Source organism: Variovorax sp. P4_B10 (assembly GCF_056402375.1).
Window position 1 is genome coordinate 215233 of record NZ_JBFUHN010000001.1, and the last position, 18455, is coordinate 233687.

Below are 18455 nucleotides of genomic sequence, written 5' to 3' on the forward strand. Positions count from 1 at the left end.
ACATGAATTCAAAGATCGAAACCGACCTGCTGATCGTCGGCTGCGGTGTCGCGGGCCTCTCGGCCGCGGTCACTGCGTTGGAAGCGGGCCTCAAGGTCGTCAACCTCGAGCGTTCGGAGGAAGAGCATTTCGGCGGCAACTCGCGCTGGACCGAAGCCTACATGCGCATGAAGAACGACTCGGAAGTCTCCGACGACTTCGAAGAGCATTTCGCCCACAACGCTGGCTGGAACATCGATCCCAACGTGCTCAACGCACTGACGGACGACGCAGCGCTTCAGCCGGCATTCGCAAAGGCGCATTCTCTGCCCGATCCGGAAGTGATCTCGGCCTTCGCACAGTCGGTGCCATCGACGCTGGCGTGGCTGAAGGAACTGGGAATGAAGTTCGGTCCCCAGCCGATCTATCTGTTGACCCAGAACACCACGCGCATCGCGGCAATGGGCGGAGGATTGGCGCTGATAGAAACCCTGCGCGCGAAGGCACTCGCGCTGGGTGGCGAGATTCGATATCGGACCACTGCGGTCGACCTGGTGCGCGGGGAGGAGGGCGCAGTGAATGGCGTCGTCGCGATCCGTCCCGACGGCGTGCGCGAGGTGCTGCGCGCCAAGAGGGTGCTGCTTGCCAGCGGCGGCTTCCAGGGCAACCCCGAGATGATGACCCGCTACGTAGGACTTCGCAGCAAGCACATCCGCCCTGTGGCAATCGGCGGCTACTACAACAAGGGCGAWGGCATTCGCATGGCGCTGGATGCCGGCGCGGCGCCCGCCGGCGAGTACGGTTCGTACCACGCGGAGCCGGTGGACCCACGCTCGAAGATGGCCGAAGCAGTGGTCTTCATCTATCCCTACGGCATCTTGGTCGACAAGGATGGGCACCGCTTCACCGACGAGGCCCCTGGCACCGTGGACGCGCACTACGACAACATCTCACGCTGCATTGCCGATCAACCCGACGGCATCAGCTACGTGATTTTCGACGCGAAGGTCGAGGACATCCCGCGCTGGCGAACCAGCATCCGCTCCGACCAGCCCTCCATCACCGCGCCCACGTTGGAGGCACTGGCCGCCCAGATCGGTGTGCCCGCGGACAGCCTCGCACGCACCGTCAACGAGTTCAATTCGGCCTGCCCGAAAGACCAGGGCGACTTCGATCCGCTGCACGTCGACCACCGCGCCACCACCGGTCTGGCGGTGCGCAAGAGCCACTGGGCGCGGCCCATCGACAAGGGCCCGTTCCAGGCCTACCCGATCATTTCCACCAACTGCTTCACCTTCGGTGGCCTCAAGGTCAACAGCGACGCGCAGGTGCTCGACCAGGACGGCCGGGTCATCGCGGGGCTGTATGCCGCAGGGGAAACCATGGGCATCTACCACCAGGTCTACACGGGCTCGACATCGGTGCTACGGGGCCTGGTCTTCGGCCGTCGCGCGGGCCAGCATGCCGCGGCCACGCAGCCGGCCTGAGCCGCGAAAGCGGCACGCACATCCCTTACAAAAAAACCAACGGAGACAAACCATGGACCGTCGTTCCTTCCTCACCGTCGCGGGCAGCGCCGCGACCGGCTCGTTGATGCTGCCGCGCTTTGCCATCGCACAGGCCAGGCCTTTCAGCTACTACAGCGTCAACGCCTTTTCGGGCAACTTTGCCACCAGCGGCAAGTACAGCGATCTTGGCGTGCGCGCGGCTGTCACGGCCTTCGGCAACGGGCTGGGCCGGCCCATCGACTACCGCAAGATCGACAGCGAAGGCAATCCCGCTATTGCAGTGCGCAAGGTGCAGCAGGCCATCGACCAGGACAAGGCGCGCCACTTCGGCAGCGCCGCGCTGTCGAACGAGGCCCTGGCGATCATGAAGGAGATCGACAAGAGCAAAGGCGTCTACATCACCTATGTCGGTGCCGACGAAGTCACCGGCAAGGACTGCAATCGCTCCACGTTCCGCTGGGGCCTGCCGACCTACGGCGCAGTCAACACGGTGATGCGGCCCCTGATCCAACAGAACCCAAAATGGAAGAAGGTCTACACCATCACCGGCCAATACGTGTTCGGCGAGGCGCTGCTGCGCAACGCGAAGACAGTGATGCAGGAAACGAAGCTGGAACACGTGGGCAACAGCTACCACTCGCTGGCCGAGAAGGAGTTCTCGGGCTACCTCGGCAACGCCATGGGGTCCGGCGCCGACGTGCTGGTGGTACTGAACTTCGGCGCCAACACGCTCGATCTGCTACGCCAGGCCGCGACCTTCGGCCTCAAGCAGCGCATGGCGGTGGTGGTCGTGTGGTTCTCGGGACTCGACACCTTCCAGGCGCTCGGCGCCGACGTGACCGACGGCATGTACTTCGGGTTGCAGTACTGGCATACGCTGGACACCCCCGCGAACAAGGATTTCGTGCGCGTTTACAAGGGCGAGTTCAAGGAGAACCCGCGCTTCTACTCGGCCGCCGACTACCAGGTCGCCACGCTGATGTTCGACGCCGCCAAGCGCGCCGGCAGCGACGAGCCCGCCGCGATCGTGAAGGCGCTGGAAGGCCACAGCTACCAGGGCCTCACGGGCGAGGAGCAGATCCGCACCTTCGATCACCAGGTGTCCAAGAACTACCTGCTGGTGCGCGGCAAGAAGAAAGCGGCGATGAAAGACGCGGACGACTACGCCGACATCCTGTCTTCGTCGCGCGCGCTGGTTCCCCAGACCGAGTCCGATTGCAAGCTGGTGTGAGCGGGCCATGAACATCTACCTGTTCCAGGCGCTCAATGGGCTCGGAGTCGGCATGGTTTACTTCCTGCTGTCCGTGGGCCTGAGCATCATCTTCGGGCTGCTCGGCTTCGTGAACTTCGCGCATGGTGCACTGTTCCTGATCGGGGCGTACATCGCGATGTTCGTCACTGCGCAGATCGGCAGCTTCCTGCTCGGCCTTGCCGCGTCGTTCGCGGCTGTGGCCGTCATCGGGGTGGTGGCGGAGCGCTGGCTGCTGCGGCGCACCTATCGCATGCCGCACGAGTCRCAGATCCTCATCACAGTCGGCCTGACATTCATCCTGACCGAAGGCGTGGTGATGATCTTCGGGCCCGAGTCGCAGCAGGTGCCCATGCCCGACATGCTCGCCGGGGTGTTCATGCTCGGTGCCTATCCGGTCCCGGTCTACCGCATCTTCATCTTCGGGGTCTGCGCAGTGGTTGGGCTGGGGCTGTGGTTTCTCTTCGAGCGCACGCTGTTCGGCGCTCGGGTTCGCGCGGGCAACGAATCGTCCGAGATGCTCAACCTGCTCGGAATCAGGGTCAACAGGGTCTATGCCTTGACCTTCGCATTGGGAACAGGGCTGGCCGGACTGGCGGGCGGCCTCGCCGCGCCGCTGCGCGGCGCCGATCCCTCGATGGGTGCGGAGGCGATCGTGATCGCTTTCGTCGTCGTTGTCCTCGGCGGCATCGGCAGCTTCAGTGGGCCCTTGGTGGGCGGACTGATCATCGGCGTCACGCAAAGCATGATGAGCGCGATCTGGCCTGAGGGTGCGCGTCTCGCCATCTTCATCGTCATGGCGGGCATCCTCCTCGTCATGCCCAAGGGGTTGTTCGGCCGTGCTTGAAAAGATCAAACATTCTTCCGGGCTTTTCTGCCTGGCGCTGGCTGCCTTTGCACTGGCCATGCCGCTGGTGATGGGCTCGACGGCTACGGCCGGCGTGGTACTGGTCTTCGCGATTGCGGCGGCCGCCTGCAACCTGTTGCTGGGCTACGCCGGGCTGCTGAGCTTCGCGCAGGGCAGCTTCTTCGGCGTGGGCTCCTATGCCGTCGGCATGGTGCTGAAGGCGGCACCGGGCGCGGGCATGGCGGCACTGCTGGTGTGCATGGGGGCCGGCATGATCGTGGCCCTGGCGATCGGCGTRCTGAGCATTCGCCAGCGTGGCATCTATTTCGTGATGATCACGCTCGCAATGGCGCAGCTCGCTTACTTCGCCGCGCTGTCGTTCCCCCAGCTCACCGGCGGCGAGAACGGATTGCTCGACATTCCGCGCCCCGCTACGGGCCTCGAGGGCATCGTCGGCGAAGGCGCTGGCCAGTATGGCTTGATCGCCGTGGTTTTCGTGCTTGCGATCGCGTTCTTGCGCCTCGTGGTGCGCTCGCCCTTCGGCCGCGCACTCGATGCGGTGCGCGAGAACGAGGTGCGCGCGCAGACCGCCGGCTACGACGTTCAGAAGCTCAAGCTGCTGGCTTTCTGCCTCTCCGGGGGCATCACCGCGCTGGCAGGCGCGCTCTATGCGCTGCAGCTGCGCTCGGCCCCGCTGTCCAACATCGACCTCATGACGTCCGAGACCATCCTCATCATGGCGATCCTCGGCGGACGCCGGTCGCTTCTCGGCGCGGCCTTCGGCGCGCTCGCCATGACCTTGATGGCCGAGCAGCTGTCTCAGTGGTGGCCGCGCTGGCAGATGATCGTCGGTTTCGTGCTGATTGCCGTGGTGTTGTTCGCGCCCCGAGGGCTCGGCGGTGTCTGGGTGCATTGGCGGGCTCGACGAAGCGCGCGCGCGGGAGATCACGCATGACCGCGGGCAACCCCTTCCTCAGCGCACGCGGGCTTGGGCTCGACTACGGCCGCTTCACGGCGGTCGGAAAGATCGACCTTGAACTGGGCACGACCGGCCTGCATTCGCTGATCGGTCCGAACGGCGCGGGTAAGACCTCTTTCTTCAACATCGTGAGCGGCCGCCTGCCGGCCAGCCGCGGCAGCCTGGTCTTCGAGGGGCAGGACATCACGCGCTCCGGAGCGCATCGGCGAGCCCGGCTCGGCATGGCGCGCAGCTTCCAGGTGACGAGCCTGTTCGGTGAAAGCAGCGTGCTGCACAACCTGCAGATGGCGGCGATGGGCGTCGCCCCGTCGCGGTCCTACAGGTTCTGGAGCAACTGGACGCGCGAGACGCAAAGGCTCGACGTTGCCATGGACGTCTTGCGCGAGCTGGAACTTACGCGCCATGCCGCGACACCGGTCGCTTCACTCGCGCATGGCGTGCAGCGCGTGGTGGAGATCGGCATGTGCCTTGCTGCCCGACCCCGCCTGCTGCTGCTAGATGAACCGCTGGCCGGACTCGGCCTTGCGGACGTGCCCCGCATCACCGAACTGCTGCAGCGACTCAAGGCCCGCTACGCAGTGCTGCTGGTCGAGCACAACATGCGCGTGGTCATGGGGATCAGCGATCGCATCACCGTCATGTTCCAGGGCAACGTGATTGCCGAAGGTGTGCCGGCGGCAATCCGCGAGAACGCCCAGGTGCGGCGGGTCTATCTGGGGAGCCAGTCATGAGCGAGGCCATCCTGGTGCTGGAGAACGTGAATGCGTCCTACGGCAAGAGCCATGTACTGCATGGCGTTTCGATGCACGTGAATGCGGGCGAGATCGTGAGCGTGCTCGGGCGCAACGGCATGGGCAAGACGACGACGATGCGCACGATCGTCGGGCTGCTGCGCGCGCATGGCGGCTCGGTGCGCTTCGAAGGCGTCGACCTCGTCGGCATGGCGGTCGACGACATCGCGCGCCGCGGCATCTCGCTGGTGCCCGCACACCGTGGCATCTTCACCTTGCTGTCGGTGCAGGAGAACCTGCAGATCGCACAGAGAAAGCTCGCGCCCTGGACGTTGGAGCGCGTCTACGACGAGTTTCCGCGTCTGCGCGAGCGTCGCCGCAACCTGGGCGGTGCACTCTCCGGCGGCGAACAGCAGATGCTCGCCATCGCGCGGGCGTTGGTGCAGGGCCCCAGGTTGCTGCTGCTCGACGAACCGACGGAAGGCCTGGCGCCCGTGATCGTGGACGAGCTCACTGAACTGATTCGCGGCGTCGGTGCATCGGGGATTCCGATCGTGCTGGTGGAGCAGAGCTTTGCAGTCTGCCGCGCACTCGCCCGGCGCCACTACATTCTCGAGGAAGGTGTTGTTGTCTACGAAGGTCGCACCGAAGATCTCGATGCCGATGCCTCGGTGCTCGAACGGTTCCTGGGCCTGGACGTCGACGCGCCTTGAGAATGGTCAACATGCGTGTGGTGTCCGGAAGGGGGGCGCTAAACTCGATCGATCTTCTTCTGGGTGGCATTCGATGGCTGATGATTCCGGGGTGAGCGCGGTGGAACGAGCGTTGAGCCTGCTCGACGCATTCAACGAGCTGGACTATGCATTGACGCTCGCCGATCTTGCGCGCCGCACAGGGCTCTACAAGAGCACGATCCTGCGGTTGGCCGAGTCGTTGCAGCGCATGGGCTATCTCAAGCGCCTGGCCGACGGCTCTTTTCAGCTGGGTGCCGCGCCACTGCGGCTCGGCGCGATTTACCAGCGGCAGTGCCGCACTTCGGAACACGTCCCCGAGGTGCTGCGCGAAGTGGTCGAGGCCACCTACGAGTGCGCATCGTTCTATATCCGGGACGGTGAGCATGCGGTGTGTCTTCATCGGGTCGACTCGGCCCGCATGATCCGCGATGCCATCCGCGAAGGCGATCGCTTGCCAATCGACAAAGGCGCCGCTCCGCAGGTGCTTTTGGCTTTTGGTGAGAAAAAGACCGGCAAGAAATATGACCGCGTCCGCGCCGAAATGTCCTGTGCCTCGTTCGGCGAGTACGACGCGGAGATCGCGGCTTTGTCGGTGCCGGTGCTGAGCGTGAATCGACAGTTGGTGGGCGCGCTGACAATTTCCGGACCGCGCTATCGCTTCGAGAACGTCGATCAAGGGCCGATGCTTCAGGCGCTTTTCGCCGGGGCGCGGAAGCTGACCGACCTTTTCGGTGGCGACGCCAAGTGGTTTGATGCCGTCTCGTAGCGGCGCAGCGCCGCGCGTCTATCCGTGGGGTCTCAGGCAGCACAAGGAAAATGGCCCCGTCGAATTTCAGATGGGTTGCCCAACGTGAAGGGCCTGCTCAGCCCGCACGCTCGCCGTCGAACCATCGCAGCAGACCGGTCTTCGGACCGCAATGGATGTACTCGAAGAGCTGATCGCCGGCAGGGAGTACATAGACTTCATGCCAGGTGCGCAACTGGTTGTCCTTGCCGTAGCGCTGGTAGCGAGAGATCGCGGCATTGAAGATGGCCGCATGCGTCGCGTGGTTCTCCGCCCACGCCTCCATGTGCCGCAGCGATAGAAAATGCCCGAGTGCATGGTCCTCGGGCAACTGTCGCCCCTGCGCATCGAACTTGCGCTGCATGCGCAGCGAAGCACAGCCTGCGGGCAACGGTGATTCGCGCAGATACGCCATGCCGTCTTGCAGCGGCTGCTGGAGATTCCTCTCGTAGTCGGCCAGTTGCTCTTCGTCCATGCGCCCCCACGTATTGGCGGATCGGATCACGGCGAGGTTGTGGGGCGGCGTGATTCGCCAACGTTCGCCGTAGCCGGCACGCCCGGACTGCGCGTCCAGAACTGAGCCTTCCGGCGCATCCAGGGGATCGCGCGCAGCCAGTGCAATCCGGTCGCGCATTGCACCGTAGTAGCCGCAGTAGGGAGTAGGGTAGATCGCAACCTCATCGCTCGACGTCAAGCCTGCCGGGTAGTCCGCCCAGTAGATGCTCTCTTGGCGCTCTCGCGGTACCCGCAGTATTTCGCGCCACACACCCGTCGTGTCGTGCAAGCGCTCTTTGGAGGCCCACCACGATTGCAGTACGTCGTCGGATCGCCAGTGCTCAAACCGGCCCTCGTCAACCCAGTAGGCGGCGATGACATGGTTGCGCAATCCCTGTATGTCGGTGAAGCGGGCGTGATCGAAGGTCGTCGGACCGGCGGCATGCGACATTGCATCCTGCGCCCAGCGGAAGAACGCACTTCGCTCAAGCGCTGCGTCGTCCACTCCTTGCACCGCCAAGAAGCCCACGCGCATCTGCATGCAGTCGGGCGGCAGCTGGAATGACCAGCGCTGCACTTGGGGAACGAAGCCTTCGCGCTTGCGCAGGGGAAACCTGCGCTCTGACGGGCCGTAGGCTTCTGCCGGCGCGGTCTGGATGAGCTTTGCTGTCATGTCTTTTTTGTCGATGCTGCCAAAGAGAGGCCCACCCTTTGYACAGCGAAATTCCGACGGGATTTGCAGTATGGAGACCAGGCCGGGACATGCGCAATGTGAATCTGCGCAATGGCGCGTGCAGAGTTGCGCAAGGCTGGCATGCGACATCGGCGCAACCCGGCGTGCGATTTTTCCCAGGGCGGCCGCAGCGGCAACAGCCTCGTGTTCCGATACATTGAAGCTTCTGACCTGCAGAAGAGTTCTCGCCATGCCTCAAGACATCAGCACCCAACTGATCCACCACCACTACGTCCCGCCCGCCGGCTACCAGGCGGTTCCCCCTGGGGTGTTCAAGGGGTCCACTGTCTTGTTCCCGAACGCTGCAACGGTGCGCGAACGTGCCAAGGCATTTGGCCACCGCGACGGGTACAGCTACGGTCTCTACGGCACGCCTACGACGTACACCCTTGAACAGCGTCTGTGCACGCTCGAAGGCGGGCGGCACTGCCTGCTCTGTCCGAGCGGGCAGGCCGCCATTGCCGCGGTCAACCTCGGTTTGCTGTCGAGCGGTGACGAGGTGCTTCTGCCCACCAACGTGTATGGACCCTCGCTGCGCCATGCACGCGCGACGCTCTCGCAGTTGGGCATCACGCATCAGTGCTACGACCCCATGGACGTCGCTGACCTGCAGGCCAAGCTCAGCGGGCGTACCAAACTCGTCTGGGTCGAGGCGCCAGGCTCGATCACCATGGAATTTCCGGACCTTCGCACATTGGTGGCGACGGCCAAGAACGCCGGTGCGATCGTCGCGCTCGACAACACCTGGGGTGCAGGCATCGCTTTCGCTTCCTTCGAAACGGGAGTGGACATCAGCGTCCACGCTCTGACAAAGTACCCTTCAGGCGGTGCCGATGTCTTGATGGGCTCGATCATCACGAACGACGACAGGCTGCATGACAAGCTCCGCACCGCATACCTGGACCTGGGCATGGGCGTGGGCGCCAACGATGCAGAACTGGTGCTGCGGGGCTTGGCATCCATCAAGGCTCGCTATGACCTGCACGACGCTACGGCTCGAGCACTCGCCTCATGGTTGGCTAAGCAAGAGGGAGTTCACCGGGTCCTGCACCCAGCCCTGGAATCATGCCCGGGGCACGAATACTGGGCGACACACTGCAGTGCAGCCGCCGGCCTCTTCTCGGTGCTTATCGACGAGTCCCGCACTCCCGCACAAGTCGATGCCTTCTGCGACCGTCTCAAATTGTTCGGCATTGGTCTGTCCTGGGGCGGTCCCATGAGTCTGGTCATGCCTTATGACATGGGAAGCATCCGAAGCGGCAAGCAGAGCTATGCCGGACATCTGCTGCGGTTCTCGATCGGCCTGGAGAGCGTTGATGATCTGCGGGAAGATCTGGCACAGGCCTTGTCCTGGGCGTTGGCTGCATAGCCACGCAGACGCAAAGCCGGACGCACCTTGCCTGAAGGCCGGGTGAGGCGCGACGGCATCGGAAAGCCCCTTGAAGTGCGYGTGTATCGCAACCGACACTGGGAAGGAGGAGTTGGAAGCGGGAGGTCCAGCCGGGGCCATGCGCTTTCGTCACGGCCCGCAACTGCCGCAGATGTGCTCTGGACATATCTGACCGAAAGAACGACTGCTTAGCTCGACAGAGGCAGGTCAAAGCGCGGGACTTACGCACTGCCCGATGGCAGAGCAGCGACGGCGAGGCAAACGCGATCATGAAAGAACTCCCGGCGCCCCGCTCACCTTGTTCTCACGTAGCTTTGCGACCCGCGAGCTGATCGACGAAAGCTGGTGTCAGTCGAGTGTGGCGCCAGATATTTTCACCCGTTCAGCTTGCACTTTGAAGTCTTGTGCCAAAAAGCTCTTGTACTCCGCGGGCGTGGAGCCAATAGCGATATAAGAATAGGCGTCGATTTGCGTGCGGCGGAACTCGGGCTCCATCAGAATCTTGCGAACGTCGCTGGCGATTTTGTCCACCACGGCAGCGGGCGTTCCTGCAGGGGCGACGAGTCCGATGTTGAAGGCACCGTTGATGTCTTTGACGCCCGCTTCCTTGAATGTCGGCACTTCCGGCAAGGCAACACTGCGACTGTCGCCGGAAATAGCCAACGCCTTCATCTTGCCCGATTTGACATGCTGCTCGACGACTGAAACACCGAGGATCGCCGAGTCCACTTGACCCGCAATGATGTCCGGGATCAGAGGTGCCGCGCCCTTGTAGGGTATGTGCACCATTTCCAGGTTTTCCTGCTTGGCGAACATTGCGAGGGGCAAATGGACGATGCCGCCGGCGCCGGAAGAGCCGTAGGTCATGGGCTTGTCTTTGGCGTTCCGTGCCAGTTGCACAAACTCCTTGAGGGTATTGGCCTTCGAGCTCTGCGGTACCAAAAACACCATCGGCACTGTGATCAGCCGCGAGATGGGCGCGAAGTCCTTTTCGGCGTTGTAGGGCAATTTCTTGTACAGGTGCGGATTCATGGTCAGGGCCGCCTCCGTCGCCGCAAACAAGGTGTAGCCGTCGGGCGGGCTTTTGGCGACGAATTCGGCACCAATAATTTCGTTGGCGCCTGTCTTGTTCAAAACCAGCACCGGCTGGCCCCATTCCTTGGTCAGCCTGATGCCCAAGGACCGGGAGAGGTTGTCTACCGGGCCGCCCGGGGCATAAGGAACCACGATGGTCACCGGCTTGGCAGGGAAAGTCTGGGCAACGACGCTGTGCGAACAGGCAACAACGGCAAGGGAAAGTGCAATTTGTACGAGGTTTTTCATGATGGTTGTGCAAAACGAGAGCAGATACCGAAACAAGAAGTCGGTCAATTTATCGACGCTCGAATACGGCGACTTGCGGTGATGCACTTTCCTAGCAAGCGCATGAGACGCTTCCCTGTAAATTGACTGCGTAGAACAATATCGCTCACTCAACCCGGCGCGATAGAACAAATGCGCGCCTGAATTTGGACGATTGCGACATCAATGATGGCAGCGGCGAGGTTTTCATGTTCCTGCGGCTTCGCGGTCCTATCGATTCCCCGACGCCCTGGCGAGAATTTCGCCATTGGTCGGCCTTGCTGCCTGCAGTTCGGAAGTGGATGACGGCGAGTTCAAGCTGCGTCTGATCAAAAGGCGAGCGTCGGCCAATGTTCAGATAAATAGCCAGGAATTCTTCTCCATGAAACTATATTGGTCATCAACATCCCCATTCGTCAGGAAAGTCATCGTGAGTGCCCACGAACTGGGGCTAAGGGCAAAGTTGGAAACGATTCCAACCCGCGTCGCACCGAACAAGCCCGACCTGGCTTTGTTGCAATACAACCCGCTTGGACAACTCCCGACGCTCGTTCTGGATGACGGCACCACGCTCTACGACAGTCTCGTGATTATTGAGCACCTCGATCGAATGGCAGGCGGCGGCAAGATCATTCCGTCGTCGCCCGAGGCGCGAATGGAAGAGCTTCGATTGCACGCGCTGTGCAATGGTTTCCTCGACTTGTTGGTGCAATGGCGCATCGAATCAATGAAAGATACGAAGCAGATTGCGCTGATCAATGCATTCAACTTGAAGTCGGGCATGATCTGGGCAAAACTGGAGCAGGCCGTCGAACGCGTCTCGCAACGGTCTTTCGGGTTGTCGTCAATTACGCTGGCCATCGTTGCCGAATACGCCGATTTTCGGTTTCCGAGGCTCGGCTGGCGAGAGAAATTCCCGGCACTCTCTGACTGGCACCAATCGATCCAGTCACGCCCGTCTTTGGCTTCCTCCAAGTTTTTCGATGGTTTGAAACCTCAGTGAGGAAAAGTGTGGATCATTGCCGATGAGCCGCGATATAGTGGCCTTGATGATTGACACAAGATTTCTGTCCACGGCAATGAAATGKTCCATATCGGTGTTTTTTGCAAAGACCGCGGTTTTCGATTTCGGCGAGCTACCGCTAAATTAGGAGATAAAAATGTCAACACTTGAACGCAAACTGATTCCAACATCTGAAGGTCAGGTCGAACTTTTGGTGGAAGGTAGGGGTCCGCGCATTGTCCTGCTTCCGTCGCTGGCGCGAGGTGCCACCGATTTCGACGAAATTGCGCCAATAATTGCCGCCGCCGGATTTCGCGTTTTGCGACCGCAGCCGCGTGGTATCGGTGCGAGTTCGGGGCCGACCGAGGGCATTACGTTGATCGATCTCGCCGCCGACGTTGTTGCTGCGATCGAGGCTGATTGCGCGCCGAATAAGCCTGAAGTCTTGTGTGTGGTGGGTCATGCGTTTGGCAACTGGGTCGCACGGGTTCTCGCCCATCATTGGCCATCGACGACAAAATCTGTCGCGCTTCTCGCGGCAATTATTGGCAGCACAATTTCACCCGAGCTGTTGATTTCCGTGAATGTCGTGTCTGACAATTCCAAGCCGGATGCGGAACGCCTGTTCTATTTGGAGCGCGACTTCTTCGCTCCAGGGCACGATGCTTCCGTCTGGCTGGCGGGATGGCATACAGAGGTCTCCAAATTCCAGCTCGCGGCGACAAATGCAACGGCCGACAGCAGTTGGACCGAAGTAGGCAAGAACCTGCCGGTGCTGTATGTCGCACCGGAATTTGACAAGATTGCACCCGTGCCCGAGGAGGGCTTCTTGCGAGATCGTGTTGGCCATCGAACGACGATGGAGATCATTCACGGCTCCGGCCACGCACTTCTTCCCGAAAAGGTTTCCGAGGCTGCGGCTGTCCTTGTCACATTCGCGCAGTCCATCATGCGCGGCGAGGGCGATCTGCCTAAATCTTCCTAGGCGTCGCAGTCGCATTCAGAAGAGCTGCTCTTCGCAGCCAAAGATTTTTCCGCCCCGCTTTTCGCGCGGGGGCTCCTTTTCCCGCAACTTAATTCCCAGGAGAATTCCATGAGTATTCAACGCATCGAACCAGGCGTCCGCATGAGCAACGCCGTCGTCCACGGCAACATCGTCTATCTCGCCGGCCGGGTCGGCGAAGGCGAGAGCGTCACCGACCAATGCAAGAGCGCGCTTGCACAGGTCGACCAGCTGCTCGCTACCACCGGCAGCCACAAGTCGAAGATCCTGCAGACGATCATCTATCTCTCGGACATCGCTTATTTCGGCGAAATGAACGCCGTCTGGGAAGCCTGGATCGATCCGGCCAATCCGCCGGCGCGCGCCACCAGCGAAGCCAAACTCACCTTGCCGAAATACAAGGTCGAGTTCATCGTCACAGCGGCGATCTGATCGCTTCGTTGTGAGCCGAAGGCCCGGCCTGCCGATTCGACTGGCGGCAATCCGGGCCGAGGGCGCGTCGATCAAGACGGCAGGAGAGACCAGTGATACGCCGAACTGAACTACATGCTTCGCCGAGCAACTGTCGGAGGGGCCTGTCGCTAGTGGATTTCTGCCTTGGCCAAGCCGCCATCGGGGTTCATCCTGTTGGAGGAACCAACCACGGAGTGGGCCAGACTCGTGTAAACCGACTTCCTCGAGCGCGACAGTTCCAAATCCTGATCGCTCTTTACGATTCTTTCGTAGAGAGAAGCCCATTGCGGCGAGATGACGTCATCCAAGCTTGCCTTCGATTGCCGGGCCAGCGAGGGAGTCGTTGCAAATTGAGCTCGGAAACATCGGTTGAAGTGGGAGCTATCGGAGAAACCGGTGATCGTCGCAATGTCGGTGATGGACTTGGAGCTGTTCAGAAGAAGCCAATAGCCATAAGCGAGTCGAAAGTTGCGGCAATATTGCTGGACCGGTTGCTTCATTTCCTGCTGGAAAAGCCGCTCTATCTGCCGCTTGGAAATTCCCAAGGACGAAGCAAGAGATTCAACCTTCAGCGGCTCCCGTCCAAGATTGTTTTCGATAATCTTGAGCGCGCGAACTACTCTCGAGTCGAGCGGATTCTCCCTTGTTCCAGAGCTCTCTCCAGTTTCGATGGTAGAGGCCGAAAGCTCTTGCGGCGCGGGGATCTCCGCGCCGATGGCGGAATAATGACGTTCCAATAGCCATGAACCGAGTTCCAGCGCAGCCAGCCCTCCTGCACAACTCACTCGCCTGCCACTCACTACCAGGTTCTTGCCTGAGATCTGCTGCACCTCCGCAAAACGGGTATCTCGGTCGGCGCCGCGATACCAATCTGTCGCGCAGGGCAATCGATCGAAAAATCCAGCTTCGATCAGCGCAAACAGTCCCGAACCTGTTCCCACGAGCGTTGCGCCATTCATGTCGGCACTGGTCAGCGCCTCCACAATCGATCTGCGGTCTTCAATAGGGGCTGCGGTCTTTCCACCGATCACGAAAACGTAGTTGCAGTCGCGGGCGGCGCGCAGCGGCGCTGTCGGAGGCACCTGGACACCGCAGGTCGTTTGGGCCGGCGTTTGTCCTAGGACGACATATTCAAAGTCGACTCCAACCGCGGCTGCCGGGTCGGTGCAGTGCTTCAAGATATAAACCAGGGCCGAGTACGAAAACATCGTGAAGCCCGGAAGGAGGATGAAGCCGACCTTCACTCGCCGGCGCGCCAGCCTGGCGGGTTCGGCCTTCAGACAAGGTACTGGCATCATCGTGAATCTCCTGCCATAAAGTAGTCACATAGTAGCAGTGACAGTGTGCGCGCGCACGATGGGATGCTCATGCCACCTGCCGCATAGAAAGTAAGCCGGATGGCCGCGCAACAGCGTTGAAGATGGCAACCGGCAACCGGCGCTTCAGGACTTCTTTGGGGCTATCGGGTCCATCCGGCGCCTGCATCCGCGGATTCGCCGCACGCTGGGCGAGTCGCGGAAAACGGCGCGCTCAGCGTCGCGGGAGTCCAGGCGCGGCTGACTCCAGATCCCAGAACAGGCCCGTCATCAGCTGTAGTGCCTCGCGCGCTACCGGTGCCAGCAGGTGTTCGTCTGGTGCGTGCTGCTGGCATGCTGCGTAGCTGTGTGGCACCCACACGGTGGGCAGCCCCAGGATGTCGGCAAACACATCGTTGGGCAGGCTGCCGCCCAGGTTGGGCAGCAGCACGGGCCTCTTGCTGGTGCTCCGCTCGATGCTGGCCAGCGTGAAGCGCACCCACGCGTTGTCCGGGTCCAGCCGGGTGGCGTGCATGATCTCGGGTTCGCTGACTTCGATGCCTTCGAAGCCTTGCATCGAGAGGTGCTGCTGCACGACGTCACGCAGGTGGCGCACGTCGGTGCCGACGACGAAGCGCATGTGCATGAAGGCCTGCGCGGCGGGCGGGATGGCGTTGACCGGGAAGTCCGGGTTGCCGGTCTTGTAGGCCAGCACTTCCAGTGTGTTCCAGGCGATCACCCGTTCGGCCGGAGTCAGGCCGGGCTCGCCCCAGCCGGGGTCAACTTCCGGGTCTCCGGCGTCACCGCCGAAGCGCAGACCCTGCAGCGCAGCGCGCACGTTGGCCGGAATGGGCGGCGGGCGCAGGCCCTCGACACGGATCACGCCATGGGCGTCCACCATGCTGGCGATGGCGTTGGCCAGCACCGTGCCGGGGTTGCGCAGCAGGCCGCCCCAGTTGCCGCTGTGGTGGCCGCCTCCGCCGCGCAGGCTCAACGTCAGGCTGAAGTTCGCCACACCGCGCGAGCCCAGGAAGACGGTGGGCTGGTCCCGGCCCACGCGCGGGCCGTCGCTGGCGATCAGCACATCCGCGGCCAGCAGTTCCTGGTGCGCGGAGCAGAACGCTGCCAAGCCCGGCGAGCCGGTCTCTTCGCCGGTTTCGAGCAGCCATTTGATGTTGAAGCCCAACCGGCCGCGCAGCGCCAGCACGGTGGCCAGCGCGGCGATGTTGATACTGTGCTGGCCCTTGTTGTCGGCCGTGCCCCGACCATAAAGGCGCTCACCGTCTACCGCCAGCGTCCACGGTCCCTGGCCACAGGTCCAGCTCTTGTCCTGCCCGCGGATGACGTCCCCGTGACCGTACATCAGCACGGTGGGCAAGTCATCGCCTTCATGGCGGCTAGCAACCAGGAACGGTCCGTAGGCGGGCTCGGGGTTGGGGTGGATGCTGACACTGAAGCCCAGCCTGGCCAATGAAGGGCCGATCTCGTCCTGCAGGTAGGCAGCCAGGGCGGGCCCCGAATCTGGCTCCTGGCTTGCGGTGCGGAAGGCGACACGGCGCGACAGGTCGCGCACGAAGTCGCCGCTGTCGAAGTGACCGGCGGCATGGGCCAGTGCAGCTTCGCGTGTCATGCGGCCTCCCGAGAGAGGTCAAGCCTATTGGGAGACACCCCCGTGACCGTGGAGATGATGCACTTTGCTCGGAAACGCATGACGATACTTCCATGTAACTGACTGCTTGGAACGATATCGCGCTCCCAACCGGTGCAATAGGACAAATTTGCGTCTGGATTTGGATGATTGCGACATCGTCAGTTAGCGCGGCAGAACTTTCGTGTTTCATGGCTTCGCGAGCCTATCAATGCCACCACCCTGGGGCGAAAATTCCGTTGTTGATCGACCGAAAACCTGCCTGGTAGTGAAACGGGCGAATTGGCGTTATGGGTGCATTGCAAGGTCATAGGCGGGCATCGATCAATGTTCCAGTCAATAGCCACGGAATTTTTTCTTCATGAAGCTACATTGGTCATCGACGTCTCCATTCGTAGGTAAGTCATCGCAAGCACCACGAGCTAGGTATGAGCGACAGGCACGAACGATCCCACCCGCGCTACATTCAACCCGACGGCTGACGTGATGGCCGAATCCAAGGTCAAGCCGATCAGCTTCGCGTCGCGAGGCTCAGCCTCGGTGAGTCATCTGCTTGGCAAGCTGCTGTTGCTTGGCACCGGGCGGCAATCCAAACGGGTGCTTAGAGCGCCCTGGCCGGTGGCGGTATGAAGGATCGGCTGTGTCGATTCTTGCAACGTGCTGGATCGTTTGTTCACCAGTTGGTCGTTCGCTCGGGCGCAATGGAAGAGGCTGCTTGGATGCAGCCGCTCGGTGTGTACTCGAAGCCCTGCAGAGCCGCTGAACGAAGCACGCGTCGAAACGATGGCCTATAGCAGGAAGTGCCGCGCTCATCGCGCCTAACCCAACGAGATGATCACGCTCGAGCAAATGCCATTCGTATCTGACACCTGGAGCAACGCATGATCGTCGAACGCATCTGGACCGGCAACGCCTATCGCAACTACAACTACCTGATCGTTTGCCCCGAGAGCGGCGAGGCTCTCGCCATCGATCCCCTGGACCACCAGAAATGCCTGGCGGCTGCCAAGGAGAAGGGTTGGCAGATCACGCAGATCCTCAATACCCACGAGCATCACGACCACACTGGCGGCAATGAAGCCGTCGTCGCGGCGACCGGCGCCAAGGTGATTGCCCACCACCAGTCGGGCTCTCGAATTGCCGGCATGGATCGCGGCGTCAAGGCCGGCGACGTGATCAAGGTCGGCAAGACCGTCGAGCTCGAATGCATGGACACGCCCGGCCACACGATGTGCCACATCTGCCTGCGCTCTCATACCGAGAGGCCTGCACTGTTCTCCGGCGACACGCTGTTCAACGCCGGCGCGGGCAACTGCCACAACGGCGGCAATGTGGAAGACATGTACACCACCTTCGTCGAGCAACTGGCCAAGCTGCCCGACGACACCCGCGTCTACCCCGGACACGACTACATTGAGAACAATCTGCGTTTCACGCTCGCGCGCGAGCCCGACAACACTGCCGCCAAGGCGCTGCTGCCCGGCGTGGCGGGGCATGACCCCGCCAAGGCCCGCGTCACGACGCTGAGCGAGGAGAAGCAGATCAACACCTTCCTCCGCCTGTCGAGTCCGAGTGTCATTGCGGCGCTTCGCGAGGCCTTTCCCGATCTGCCCGAGAAGCCGGACCCGAAGACCGTGTTCGTCAAGCTTCGCGAGCTGCGCAATACATGGTGAGCCGCTAGCTAACACTCCTTCGCCTTCCGCGGAGTTCCGAACAGAGGCGGTTGTGATCCCAAGCGCGAGGCGCGTGAAGTTGGGAGGGAGCCGCTGCGCAATCAGTTATTGAGCGCCGCCCGAACCAAGGACATGGTCCGATCGATCGTGCCGCCACCGCTGATGGCGCGGTACTTCGGAGCCGAAGCCGGATCGGCCTTGGCCCAGGCCGAGTAGTAGTCGACCAGCGGACGTGTCTGCTGGCTGTAGACCTCGAGCCGCTTGCGCACGGTTTCTTCCTCGTCGTCCTGGCGTTGGATCAGGTCTTCACCGGTCACGTCGTCCTTGCCTTCGGCTTTGGGCGGATTGAACTTGACGTGGTAGGTGCGGCCCGACGCGGGATGCGAGCGGCGGCCGCTCATGCGTTCGATGATGTCGCTGAAGGGCACGTCGATCTCGAGCACGTAATCGAGCTTGACGCCTGCGTCCTTCATGGCATCGGCCTGCGGAATGGTGCGCGGGAAACCGTCGAACAGGAAACCGCCGGCGCAATCGGGCTGAGCGATGCGCTCTTGCACGAGGTTGATGATCAGGTCGTCGCTGACCAGCGCGCCCGCGTCCATGACGGCCT

The 18455-nt window shown here is 61.9% G+C and carries 18 protein-coding genes; 13 read left to right on the plus strand and 5 right to left on the minus strand.

Annotation, left to right across the window (positions count from 1 at the left end; all coding sequences use genetic code 11):
* Positions 1–2: 2 nt before the first annotated feature.
* The 7 genes from AC1DXX_RS01045 (at position 3) to AC1DXX_RS01075 (ending at position 6793) form a co-directional block, all read left to right on the plus strand.
* Positions 3–1466, plus strand: coding sequence for an FAD-dependent oxidoreductase (locus AC1DXX_RS01045; RefSeq protein WP_478132303.1), 1464 nt, complete (start codon positions 3–5; stop codon positions 1464–1466).
* A 52-nt stretch (positions 1467–1518) separates the two neighbouring features.
* Complete coding sequence (locus tag AC1DXX_RS01050; RefSeq protein WP_478132304.1) at positions 1519–2718, plus strand: ABC transporter substrate-binding protein; 1200 nt, start codon at positions 1519–1521, stop codon at positions 2716–2718.
* A gap of 7 nt (positions 2719–2725) precedes the next feature.
* Positions 2726–3583 carry a branched-chain amino acid ABC transporter permease gene (locus AC1DXX_RS01055; RefSeq protein WP_478132305.1) on the plus strand — a complete coding sequence of 286 codons (858 nt, stop codon included), beginning with the start codon at positions 2726–2728 and terminating at the stop codon, positions 3581–3583.
* Positions 3576–4538, plus strand: a complete 963-nt coding sequence (locus AC1DXX_RS01060; RefSeq protein WP_478132306.1) for a branched-chain amino acid ABC transporter permease — start codon at positions 3576–3578, stop codon at positions 4536–4538. Before AC1DXX_RS01055 ends, AC1DXX_RS01060 begins: the two co-directional genes overlap by 8 nt.
* Positions 4535–5293 carry an ABC transporter ATP-binding protein gene (locus AC1DXX_RS01065; protein ID WP_478132307.1) on the plus strand — a complete coding sequence of 253 codons (759 nt, stop codon included), beginning with the start codon at positions 4535–4537 and terminating at the stop codon, positions 5291–5293. Before AC1DXX_RS01060 ends, AC1DXX_RS01065 begins: the two co-directional genes overlap by 4 nt.
* Entirely contained in the window at positions 5290–6006 is a 717-nt protein-coding gene (locus AC1DXX_RS01070; RefSeq protein ID WP_478132308.1) for an ABC transporter ATP-binding protein, read from the plus strand. Before AC1DXX_RS01065 ends, AC1DXX_RS01070 begins: the two co-directional genes overlap by 4 nt.
* Positions 6007–6079: 73 nt before the next feature.
* Positions 6080–6793: an IclR family transcriptional regulator gene (locus AC1DXX_RS01075; RefSeq protein ID WP_478132309.1), complete on the plus strand. Its 714-nt coding sequence runs from the start codon at positions 6080–6082 to the stop codon at positions 6791–6793.
* A gap of 97 nt (positions 6794–6890) precedes the next feature.
* On the opposite strand, the gene AC1DXX_RS01080 is transcribed toward AC1DXX_RS01075, so the two are convergent.
* A complete protein-coding gene (locus AC1DXX_RS01080; protein ID WP_478132310.1) occupies positions 6891–7979 on the minus strand; it encodes a phenylacetaldoxime dehydratase family protein in 1089 nt (362 codons plus the stop codon).
* 250 nt (positions 7980–8229) lie between these two features.
* On the opposite strand from AC1DXX_RS01080, the gene AC1DXX_RS01085 reads away from it, so the two are divergent.
* Positions 8230–9408, plus strand: coding sequence for a PLP-dependent transferase (locus tag AC1DXX_RS01085; RefSeq protein WP_478132311.1), 1179 nt, complete (start codon positions 8230–8232; stop codon positions 9406–9408).
* A 369-nt stretch (positions 9409–9777) separates the two neighbouring features.
* Here AC1DXX_RS01085 and AC1DXX_RS01090 read toward each other — a convergent pair whose 3' ends face one another.
* Positions 9778–10752: a Bug family tripartite tricarboxylate transporter substrate binding protein gene (locus AC1DXX_RS01090; protein WP_478132312.1), complete on the minus strand. Its 975-nt coding sequence runs from the start codon at positions 10750–10752 to the stop codon at positions 9778–9780.
* Positions 10753–11038: 286 nt separating this feature from the next.
* Here AC1DXX_RS01090 and AC1DXX_RS01095 point away from each other — a divergent pair, with 286 nt between their 5' ends.
* The 3 genes from AC1DXX_RS01095 (at position 11039) to AC1DXX_RS01105 (ending at position 13208) form a co-directional block, all read left to right on the plus strand.
* Positions 11039–11773, plus strand: a complete 735-nt coding sequence (locus tag AC1DXX_RS01095; RefSeq protein WP_478132313.1) for a glutathione S-transferase family protein — start codon at positions 11039–11041, stop codon at positions 11771–11773.
* A gap of 157 nt (positions 11774–11930) precedes the next feature.
* Positions 11931–12758, plus strand: a complete 828-nt coding sequence (locus AC1DXX_RS01100) for an alpha/beta fold hydrolase (RefSeq protein WP_478132314.1) — start codon at positions 11931–11933, stop codon at positions 12756–12758.
* A 108-nt stretch (positions 12759–12866) separates the two neighbouring features.
* Positions 12867–13208 (plus strand): RidA family protein, encoded by a 342-nt coding sequence (locus tag AC1DXX_RS01105; RefSeq protein ID WP_093078002.1) that lies wholly within the window; start codon positions 12867–12869, stop codon positions 13206–13208.
* Positions 13209–13357: 149 nt separating this feature from the next.
* Here AC1DXX_RS01105 and AC1DXX_RS01110 read toward each other — a convergent pair whose 3' ends face one another.
* Both AC1DXX_RS01110 and AC1DXX_RS01115 read right to left on the minus strand, forming a co-directional pair.
* Positions 13358–14527, minus strand: a complete 1170-nt coding sequence (locus AC1DXX_RS01110; RefSeq protein WP_478132315.1) for a GlxA family transcriptional regulator — start codon at positions 14525–14527, stop codon at positions 13358–13360.
* A 232-nt stretch (positions 14528–14759) separates the two neighbouring features.
* On the minus strand, positions 14760–16154 hold the full coding sequence (locus AC1DXX_RS01115; RefSeq protein WP_478132316.1) for a M20 family metallopeptidase: 1395 nt from the start codon (positions 16152–16154) through the stop codon (positions 14760–14762).
* Positions 16155–16658: 504 nt separating this feature from the next.
* On the opposite strand from AC1DXX_RS01115, the gene AC1DXX_RS01120 reads away from it, so the two are divergent.
* Positions 16659–16802, plus strand: coding sequence for a hypothetical protein (locus tag AC1DXX_RS01120; protein ID WP_478132317.1), 144 nt, complete (start codon positions 16659–16661; stop codon positions 16800–16802).
* Between the two features lie 251 nt (positions 16803–17053).
* The gene (locus AC1DXX_RS01125) at positions 17054–17845 is read left to right on the plus strand and encodes a hydroxyacylglutathione hydrolase (protein ID WP_478132318.1); all 792 of its coding nucleotides are present in this window, start codon (positions 17054–17056) and stop codon (positions 17843–17845) included.
* A 101-nt stretch (positions 17846–17946) separates the two neighbouring features.
* Here the strand turns inward: AC1DXX_RS01125 and AC1DXX_RS01130 are convergent.
* The coding region (locus tag AC1DXX_RS01130) for a nucleoside monophosphate kinase (protein WP_478132319.1) at positions 17947–18455 on the minus strand (509 nt) is incomplete at its 5' end.